Below are 8,630 nucleotides of genomic sequence, written 5' to 3' on the forward strand. Positions count from 1 at the left end.
AACGGGATTAACGGCCCTCACCCTCCCGGCGTTGTGTTTCGGTGATCCGAAGCAGGGTCAAAAACAGTACCGTGATCGCCGGTCCGATGATCATTCCCCAGAACCCGAATGTCGCAAGCCCGGCAATGATGGCGAAAAAGATGATCAGTTCGTTGATTTTCTCTTGCGGTTTGATCAGTTGCTGGTTGATGATCTTGATGATGACCGGTTTGATAAAGGTATCGGCGATGACCGAGATGACGATAACGGTGTAGAGGGAGATGAACAACGCGTTCTCGGCATTGCCGAGCGAGAATTCATACAGGGCGAAAGGGACCCACATCAACACTCCCCCCACGACGGGGATGAGCGAGGCAAAACCGTACATGATCCCAAACAACAGCCCGTTGTACCCCATATATCCGACCGCAACCCCGAACAATGCCCCCTCGAACACCGCCGTCACGAGGATCGAGTAAAACACGACGCTCATCGAAGAACGCATCTCAAAGAGAATCAGCGTGCTTTCCTGCTGCGGAAAATGGGTGGAACGTTTGAAAAATTCGAAGATCTCTTTTCCGTAATAGTGGGCGATGAAATAAAAAATCAGGATAAAAACCGCCCCGGAGAGAAACGACATGGCGAAACTTCCGATCTGGGAAGCATAGTCGAGCGCATGCTGGGCGAGTGCGGCGGTGTCGAGACGGTTGAGCGAAGCCTCGATTTTCGCTTCGAACCGGGCGAGGGAAGGGGGCAGATGTTCCATCCATCCCCGAAAGGTGGCTTGAAACGTATTCACCGACGCGGGATCGAGATTTTGCAGCAGGACCGAAAAATGGAAGAGGAAATATCCCAACGGGGCGAAAAAGAGTGCAGCGAGCATGAGAGTCGAGAGCATCGACGCCCAAAACCGGCTTTTGGTGAGCACGACGAACCCGGCTTGTATGTGGTACGTCGAGATCGCAAGCAGCACGGCGATGACGATATTCATCCAAAACGGCTCGTAAAGACGGTAAATACCGTAACTCGCAAACGCGAGGAGGAGCAGGGTAAAATGCTCTTTTCTGATCATTCAAACAGCCCCTGCTGCGGGGAGCCGAATTTGAGCAGATCGTAGGTTTTCGGCGTTGCTACCCTTCCTCTGGCCGTGCGTTCGAGGTAGCCGTTGGCGAGGAGATAGGGCTCAAGAACGTCTTCGATCGTCCCTTCGTCTTCGCTCAGTGCCGCGGCGATCGTGGAGAGTCCCATCGCCCGCCCTTTGGCTTCCATCAGGAGTTTCAGGAGGCGGATGTCCATTTCGTCGAACCCGTGGGCGTTGATCCCCAGCTGGTCGAGGGCGTAGCGGGAACGTTCGTGGACGATGGTGCTCTCGTTGGCGACGTCGGCGAAATCACGTACCCGTTTCAGCAGCCGCAGGGCGATCCTCGGGGTTCCGCGCGAGCGTCTGGCGATCTCCATCGCCGCATGTTTGTCGATGGCCTTTCCAAGTTTGAGGGAAGCTTGAGCGATGATAGCGCACAATTCGTCGGGGGTGTAGAACTGCATCCGGAAATTCATCCCGAAACGGTCCCGCAAGGGGTTGGATAGCATTCCCGCCCGCGTGGTGGCCCCGATCAGCGTGAAGCGCGGCAGATCGATCTTTACCGTCTGCGCTGCCGGGCCGCTTCCGATGATGATGTCGAGGCGGAAGTCCTCCATCGAGGGATAGAGGATCTCTTCCACCGCAGGGGAGAGGCGATGGATTTCATCGATAAAGAGGATGTCCCCCTCTTCAAGATTGGTCAGAATCGCGGCGAGATCGCCGCTTTTTTCGATCATCGGCGCGGCCGTCACCTTGATGTTGCTTCCCATCTCGTTGGCGATGATCAGCGCAAGCGTCGTTTTCCCCAGTCCGGGAGGTCCGAAGAAGAGGACGTGATCGAGCGCTTCGGAGCGTTTTTTGCTCGCTTCGATAAAGACGCCCAGATTTTTTTTGATCTGCTCTTGCCCGATGTAATCGTTCCAGCCGCTTGGTCGGAGCGAAGTTTCGCTCGATTCTTCGGCATCAAACTTTTCGATCTCTACAATCCGTTCCACGAGTCTCTTTCTTTAGTAAATGTAGTTTTCGTCGGGAAAGGCGCGCGAACGCACTTCCGCCGCGTAGCGATCTGTGGCCTCTTTGACCGCCGCCGCACCGTTGTGGTATTGCTTGACGAATTTGGGGACAAACGGCTCGTAAAAGCCGAGCATGTCCGAAAAGACCAGTACCTGGCCGTCCACGCCGTTCCCTGCACCGATCCCGATGACGGGAATGCGGACGCTCTGCGCGACCCGCGCCGCGACATCGGCCTTCACCCCTTCGATGACGAGGATAAACGCTCCGGCCGCTTCGATCGCACGGGCGTCTTCGATCAGCGTGCGCGCATCCTCTTCGGATTTGCCTTTGACTTTGTATCCCCCCTCGGCCCGAACGGCCTGGGGCAGCAGCCCGATATGGCCGCAGACCGCGATCCCGTTGCTTGTGAGGTGGCGAACCAGGTCGGCTTTATCGGCTCCCCCTTCGATCTTGACCGCGTCGGCGGGCGTCTCGCGATAGACGCGGATCGCGTTTGCCAGCGCCGTCGCGTTGTCGGTATAGCTTCCGAAAGGCATATCGGTGATGACGAACGCGTCGGGTGCCCCTTTGCACACCGCGGCGGTATGGTAGATCATCTGCTCCATCGTGATGCTCAGCGTATCGGGATTGCCCCCGAAGCTCATGTTCAGGCTGTCCCCGACGAGTAAAATATCGGCACTCGGCGCCAGCAGCCGTGCAAAAAGGGCGTCATATGCGGTGATCATCACCAGCGGCTCGCCGTTTTTCCGTTTGAGTATGGAACCGATTGTAAGCTTTTTCATCGTTGTCTTGTCTCTGTATTCTGGGGGATTAAAGTAGATAGTTTACCCAAAATTTGGGGTATATCGCCATTCGATGACAACCTTAAGAGAGGATATTAAACAAAACGTGGTTATAATTTGACCGCACAGGAGAAGATCGACATGGGCATACGCAGCGAACTTGAAGCGAATTTCGATTTTGAAATCATCGACGAGTTTCTGGACCACTACGCAATGATGGTGGAAATCATGGAACCGTTGATCGTCGATCTGGGAAGCGAAACACGCTACCATCGCAGTATCGACGAATTGTTCCGCATTTTTCATAACATCAAATCGGCGTCGGGATATTTGCAGATGGAACCGATGACGCGTCTTGCGGCGTTTGTCGAGGAGGCGCTCGAACAGCTTCGGGCCCGTGACAAAAAAGCCAACGACGAGACCGTGAACTGGATGATCAGCGTGGCCGATATGTTCATGCAGTGGCAGGAAGATCTGAAAATGGACAACGAACTCTCCCACGTCCACTTTTCCCTTTTAATTTTACCCGATATGGAGTCAGAGTGAAACAACTCGTAGCATACATCACCGCAGGATATCCCGATACCGCTTTTACGGCTGATTTGGCGCTGTCACTGGCCGAAAACGGTGTTGATACCCTCGAACTGGGAGTCCCTTTTTCCGATCCGGTCGCCGACGGCCCGGTCATCGAGGAAGCCAACGGCCGTTCCCTGGGGCGGGGGTTTCGTTTCGCCGATCTTTTGACGATTTCAGAAGAGATCGCTCCGCGGATCGATACCTTGTGGATGGGCTATTTCAATCCGTTTTACCAGTACGGTATGGCCAGACTGCTCGAACGTGCCGAAACCATCGGGGTCAACGGGCTGATCATCCCCGATCTTCCTTACGAAGAGGCGAAAGCTTACGCCCCGTTGTTCGAACGCCATAACCTGGCCAATATCTCTTTCGTCGCTCCCACCGACGGCGACGCGCGTATCGCGACGATTACGGCCGAGTCGCGTAAATTCATCTATCTCGTCGCGTATGCGGGGATCACCGGGAGCGGGCAGAGCGAGGACTTGAACGGAGTGCTTGCCTCTATCAAGCGCCACACCACGACCCCGGTCTACGTCGGTTTCGGCGTCAACGAAAAGACCGCCCGGGAAAAAGCGCAGGGGGCTGATGGCGTCATTGTCGGATCGGCCATCGTCAGCGTTTTGCTCGACGACGCTCTCGGCGCCAGCCAAAAAATCGCCAAATGCTGCGAAATTACCCGCAATATTAAATCCCTGATTAACGACTAAGCGTGCTATAATGGCATATTCACTTCTTTTGGGGCTGACATGGCTTCGACGGGAGCGGGATGCTTTAGGTTGCATGCCGGACTGGGCACCTCCGTTACACGGCCCAAATTGCTTAAACGCAAACAACACTAACTATCGTCCTGCTTACGCTGTAGCGTAAGTTTTAACTTAACTTAGGACTGCTTCTCCTTCCGATTCTATCTACGAAGATTTGAGAAGTATAACCTCCAGATAGATATACCCGCTGGGCGCCTCGTCTGCGGAAGAATTTAGAGGCTGGGGCGGCGTAGCTTTGCACGTTGTGTGAAGTCGCCCGAGACCCAAACAACGTCTCTAAGCATGTAGACGCCTTTGGTGGCCCGTTTTCGGACTGCGGTTCGATTCCGCACAGCTCCACCATTCATAATCACTTCCATTTTTAAATCATATTTTCTTATAAGTGTAACCAAACGCTACGTGGTGATAATTTTTTTCCGTTGCTAGCTATTAATTTCAGAATTTAACAAAAAATTACAGAATAAGTAATAAAATAGTAATTCTTCTATGCCAGAATAGCATATTTCCCAAAAGGGGGTATACGATGTTAAGCCTTCAAAACGAACTGCACGAAAAGCAGGAAAAAATGCTTGACAAACTCAAAAGTCTTTCCGTGGACCATCTGATCGTAGCTAAACGCGCACGCATGACGATGCGGGAAATTTTCAACTGTCTCGAAATCAGTGAAAAACAAAGTCTCTCTTTGGATTTCGTTTTCAGTGAAATGGAAGCGTTCAAACAGACGATGGCGCATTTGCTCTACAAAGAAGATTTCGTAGTCGCCTGAACCGCTTTTTTCTCCTTTATCCGCTTGCGGATGCTTCGTGTATATTCATAAAAAAATAAGTTATTTACAGTTCAAAACTTGACATAAGCTATTTTTGCATTGTAAAATACTGTAAATAACAGTTTTATACTATCAAGGAAATGAATGAATCTTACCATTGTCAATTTCAAAGGGGGCGTTGGCAAATCGATGATCGCCCATCAACTCATCACCGCATTCGGATACGACGGATACGAGATCGATCCTTACGGATCGCTTTCGGACCGTCTCCCGGAACGGGTGCGCAAAATCGAACTGCGCGAGAAAAATCTCTCCGCACCCTCTACCGCGACGATTTTTGATTTCGGAGGATTTGATGACGTCAAACTCGATCAGGCGGTCGGTTATTCGGATCTGGTGATTGTTCCGTTCATCCCCACCCTCGAAACCATTCAGGGGACGGTCGATACGCTGGTACGGATCGCTCCCATGGGAAAGCCCATTTTGCTGGTTCCGAACATGAGTCAAAAAGAGAATGACATCAACGACGCAAAGTTCGTATTTGATGAAACGCTGGGATTTGAGACGGAGATGTTCGCATTGCCGATGAGTGTCGCGCTGCAGACCGCGATCAACGAAAACCGATCTATCCTGGAACTTTCGGCACAGGGGGGGATCAAGGCGTATGCCTACCGTAAAAGTGCTGGATTGATTCGAGAGTTGCACGAAAAGATTCTGGAATACAAAAACTAGGTACGAGTTATTAACAGTAAAAAGGTTGTAAATATGGAAAAATCGCCGACGGAAAACAAATTTGCCAAGCGCGTCACCCAGCGGGAACTTTCAACGCACGTTGCGATCCAGACCGCCAAGCATCCCGGAGGGCGTCCGAAAAAAAAGGAAGAGACCAAGCAAAGCGAAAAAGTCTTTCTGACATTGACGAAAACGGAAAAAGAAAAAATGGACCGTTACGTCGAACGGACCGGAGAGTCGATCGCAGGGGCGATACGTCGGGCACTCAAAGAGATGGGGATGATCTGATATGCGTATCGGGATAAAACGTACGGCCGTTGTAGTGGCCGCTTTGATCGCTTTTGGCGGGTGTGTGCCGCAGCCCGAGGTTCACAAAGCGGCGGAGCAAAAATGCATGAGTGCAGCCCAGCTGAACATGTATAGCTATGATCACCTCGCACGGACTGCGAAACTTTTGCGCGAAGACAAAAAGAACATTGAAAGTTTCGAAGGATTCATCCAGACGATGAAAGGGGCGGTTGATGATTATTCGCGAATGATCAAATCCAGCATCTACATCTCCAACGTCGTCCGCTTCCTTCCGGTACCTTATGCGGGCGAAGTCTCTAGCTCGGCCAAACTGGTCTCTAAAACGGTGCTCAACCTCGGCGGAGCGGCAAGCGCACTCCATCGTTACCAAAAAAGTACCGACAGCTATCTGGCGGCATTCGACAAACTGGATCCACAGACGGCGAGTTCCGCCGAGATTGTGAAATTGGCCCGATTTGCCGATACAAGGTTGCTGGAAGATGCCGACAACCTACAGGTCACATTGAGGGATATTTCCGAATCGACCGCAGCGTTGGCCGCTACGACCCAAAGTATCGCTGATGCGCTTGATGTGGGAAGCGGTTACGTTAATCAGGTCAAAAACCTTGTCGGAATGTCTCCTGAAAATACGGACAAGGTTCATGTTGCGGAAAACCGTCATTCGATAAACGCCCGGATGACGCAGCTCAATCAGAAAATTTCTCTCCTGGAAAACAGTGCACGGACACACCGGGATAATATTGCGAAAGCGCGTATTTATTCGGATTTGGCATTGGAAACGCAAAAGCGGGAAAAATAGAAGAAGGGTGGCACGCCCGAAGGGATTCGAACCCCTGACCCTTGGTACCGGAAACCAATGCTCTATCCAGCTGAGCTACGGACGCGTATAGGAAGGTTCGAAACGCGGAGCGTTTCGAACAAGTTTTGGAAGATTACTCTATTGTAGCTTAGTTCTTCTATAGGTTTAGGCTTTTTTCATGTAAGCGGCGACGAGAACGATGGTCGAACCGTTAATTTTGCCTTCGATGTATTTCGGATCGTCGGTGAGACGGATATTTTTTACGACGGTTCCGCGTTTGGCCGTAAATCCGGCTCCTTTGACCTCGAGGTCTTTGATCAGGGTGACGGTATCTCCTTCGCTCAAAACGGTTCCGTTGCTGTCACGTGTCACGCCGCCGGCTGTTTCTTCCGCGTTTGGTGTGCTCAGCATCCCCGCCTGGGCCCATGATTTCACGTCGTCTTCGAGGTAAAGCATATCGAGTTGATCCTGATCGCCCAGGGCGCTCAAAAGGCGATATGCCATCACCTGTACCGCAGGGGTCTGACTCCACATGCTATCACCCAGGCAACGCCAGTGGTCGCGGTTCAGATCGCTAGGGTTTTCGATCTGGTCACGGCAGGTTCCGCAGAGATAGACGGATTGATCCGCAGAACCGTCCGACGGGGCGACTTCAAATGCCTCGAGGTTTTCGGAAGCGCCGCAAAGTTCACAGATACCGCCGCTTCGTTCTTTTAATGTTTGTTCAATACTCATAATAACACCTTTATCAAAAGCGTTATTATAGCGTATCGGGGTGAGCAAACGCGATCCTGCTGCCGTCGGCAAGTACTTTTCCGCCGTTTCGAAGCAGTTTCATGGAGTCTAGCTCTTGGACGATCGTTTCGGAAAAAAGGGTTTTAAGGTGCATCGTATAAACCCGAAAATCGTTTCGTCGGCATCGGCGCATTTCATCCTCTAGCAGCAGCGGGGTGAGGTGCCTGCTCTCTTTTGCAAGTTTGGCGTACCGGGAAGGGTAGGAGACTTCGATCACGAGCGAATGGATATGGGGGTGGGCGTCAAGCATTTCCCAGATGCGGTCGCATCGGTAGGTATCGGCGGTAAAAAGAATACCGCTGCCCGCTCTTTCGATCAGATAACCGCAGCTCCCGTCCGTATGGGTTGTTTTGAACGGAGTGAGGGTAATGTCGTCAACGCGGTAGGAAACATCGGGTTCGATTTCGATCAATTCGAGAGTCTTGTCGGTGCGATCGAGCAGGGCAATCTCTTCAAAATTGGGCCAGATGCGGTGATTGAAAATAAATTGGCGGAGGTCGTCGAGGGTCTCTTTCAGGGCATAGATTTTCAGGGAGACTTTTTTCTGGGTTACGAACAAGTCGGCCAGAAAAGGAATGTCAATGATATGATCGAGATGCGAATGGGTCAAAAAGATATGTTCGATACTGAAAATATCGTTACCGAATGCATTGATCAGGTTGCCGGCGTCGATTACGCAGTGTTTGGAGACGTGGACGCAGGTCGTCCCCTGAGAGGGGGTACGCGTTCCGCTCGTACCTAAAAATTCGATGTATTCCATACCGTCCGCACTTTTTATTGTATTGTGTTGATTATAGTATATTAATCGTTAATCGCACAACCCAAAAGAAAAAGCCGATTTCCTTCTATTATAAATAGGGGAATGAAAGTTTGGAAATATCTTCGAAAAATTCTGCAATTCGTGCGAAAACCTCTTGACATTCGTCGGTATTTTTCCTATAATTCCCGTCCACAAACGCTGAGAGGCCTTGAGTTAAGGCTTTGAGTTTTGGGTTTGAGATCATTGAAAACTAAGCAGGGATGGCGGTTGAGC

The 8,630-nt window shown here is 51.4% G+C and carries 11 protein-coding genes, 1 tRNA gene and 1 other RNA gene; 7 read left to right on the forward strand and 6 right to left on the reverse strand.

What is annotated here, in order from left to right:
- Positions 1-7 precede the first annotated feature (7 nt).
- From AB1763_10980 to panB, 3 genes are read right to left on the reverse strand one after another with little or no spacing between them, the layout of a single operon-like run.
- Positions 8-1,051, reverse strand: a complete 1,044-nt coding sequence (locus AB1763_10980; GenBank protein MEW5833348.1) for an AI-2E family transporter — start codon at positions 1,049-1,051, stop codon at positions 8-10.
- Positions 1,048-2,055 (reverse strand): Holliday junction branch migration DNA helicase RuvB, encoded by a 1,008-nt coding sequence (gene ruvB, locus AB1763_10985; protein MEW5833349.1) that lies wholly within the window; start codon positions 2,053-2,055, stop codon positions 1,048-1,050. The genes AB1763_10980 and ruvB overlap by 4 nt, the downstream gene beginning before the upstream one ends.
- Positions 2,056-2,067: 12 nt before the next feature.
- Positions 2,068-2,856, reverse strand: coding sequence for a 3-methyl-2-oxobutanoate hydroxymethyltransferase (gene panB, locus AB1763_10990; GenBank protein ID MEW5833350.1), 789 nt, complete (start codon positions 2,854-2,856; stop codon positions 2,068-2,070).
- A 117-nt stretch (positions 2,857-2,973) separates the two neighbouring features.
- On the opposite strand from panB, the gene AB1763_10995 reads away from it, so the two are divergent.
- From AB1763_10995 to AB1763_11025, 7 genes are all read left to right on the forward strand, one after another.
- Positions 2,974-3,402 carry an Hpt domain-containing protein gene (locus tag AB1763_10995; GenBank protein ID MEW5833351.1) on the forward strand — a complete coding sequence of 143 codons (429 nt, stop codon included), beginning with the start codon at positions 2,974-2,976 and terminating at the stop codon, positions 3,400-3,402.
- Positions 3,399-4,139, forward strand: a complete 741-nt coding sequence (gene trpA, locus AB1763_11000) for a tryptophan synthase subunit alpha (protein ID MEW5833352.1) — start codon at positions 3,399-3,401, stop codon at positions 4,137-4,139. Before AB1763_10995 ends, trpA begins: the two co-directional genes overlap by 4 nt.
- Before the next feature lie 30 nt (positions 4,140-4,169).
- Positions 4,170-4,538, forward strand: a transfer-messenger RNA (tmRNA) gene (gene ssrA, locus AB1763_11005).
- 181 nt (positions 4,539-4,719) lie between these two features.
- On the forward strand, positions 4,720-4,962 hold the full coding sequence (locus AB1763_11010) for a hypothetical protein (GenBank protein MEW5833353.1): 243 nt from the start codon (positions 4,720-4,722) through the stop codon (positions 4,960-4,962).
- A 144-nt stretch (positions 4,963-5,106) separates the two neighbouring features.
- Positions 5,107-5,694, forward strand: coding sequence for a ParA family protein (locus AB1763_11015; protein ID MEW5833354.1), 588 nt, complete (start codon positions 5,107-5,109; stop codon positions 5,692-5,694).
- A 33-nt stretch (positions 5,695-5,727) separates the two neighbouring features.
- Positions 5,728-5,982 carry a hypothetical protein gene (locus AB1763_11020; GenBank protein MEW5833355.1) on the forward strand — a complete coding sequence of 85 codons (255 nt, stop codon included), beginning with the start codon at positions 5,728-5,730 and terminating at the stop codon, positions 5,980-5,982.
- Between the two features lies 1 nt (position 5,983).
- On the forward strand, positions 5,984-6,802 hold the full coding sequence (locus AB1763_11025) for a hypothetical protein (protein ID MEW5833356.1): 819 nt from the start codon (positions 5,984-5,986) through the stop codon (positions 6,800-6,802).
- An 8-nt stretch (positions 6,803-6,810) separates the two neighbouring features.
- On the opposite strand, the gene AB1763_11030 is transcribed toward AB1763_11025, so the two are convergent.
- The 3 genes from AB1763_11030 to AB1763_11040 all read right to left on the reverse strand — a co-directional run bounded on the left by AB1763_11030 (position 6,811) and on the right by AB1763_11040 (position 8,357).
- A tRNA-Arg gene (locus tag AB1763_11030) sits at positions 6,811-6,887 on the reverse strand.
- An 80-nt stretch (positions 6,888-6,967) separates the two neighbouring features.
- On the reverse strand, positions 6,968-7,537 hold the full coding sequence (locus AB1763_11035; protein MEW5833357.1) for a PhnA domain-containing protein: 570 nt from the start codon (positions 7,535-7,537) through the stop codon (positions 6,968-6,970).
- 25 nt (positions 7,538-7,562) lie between these two features.
- Positions 7,563-8,357, reverse strand: coding sequence for an MBL fold metallo-hydrolase (locus AB1763_11040; GenBank protein MEW5833358.1), 795 nt, complete (start codon positions 8,355-8,357; stop codon positions 7,563-7,565).
- Between the last annotated feature and the right edge of the window lie 273 nt (positions 8,358-8,630).

It is taken from the genome of Campylobacterota bacterium, from assembly GCA_040752835.1.
Taxonomy (GTDB): domain Bacteria; phylum Campylobacterota; class Campylobacteria; order Campylobacterales; family Sulfurimonadaceae; genus Sulfuricurvum.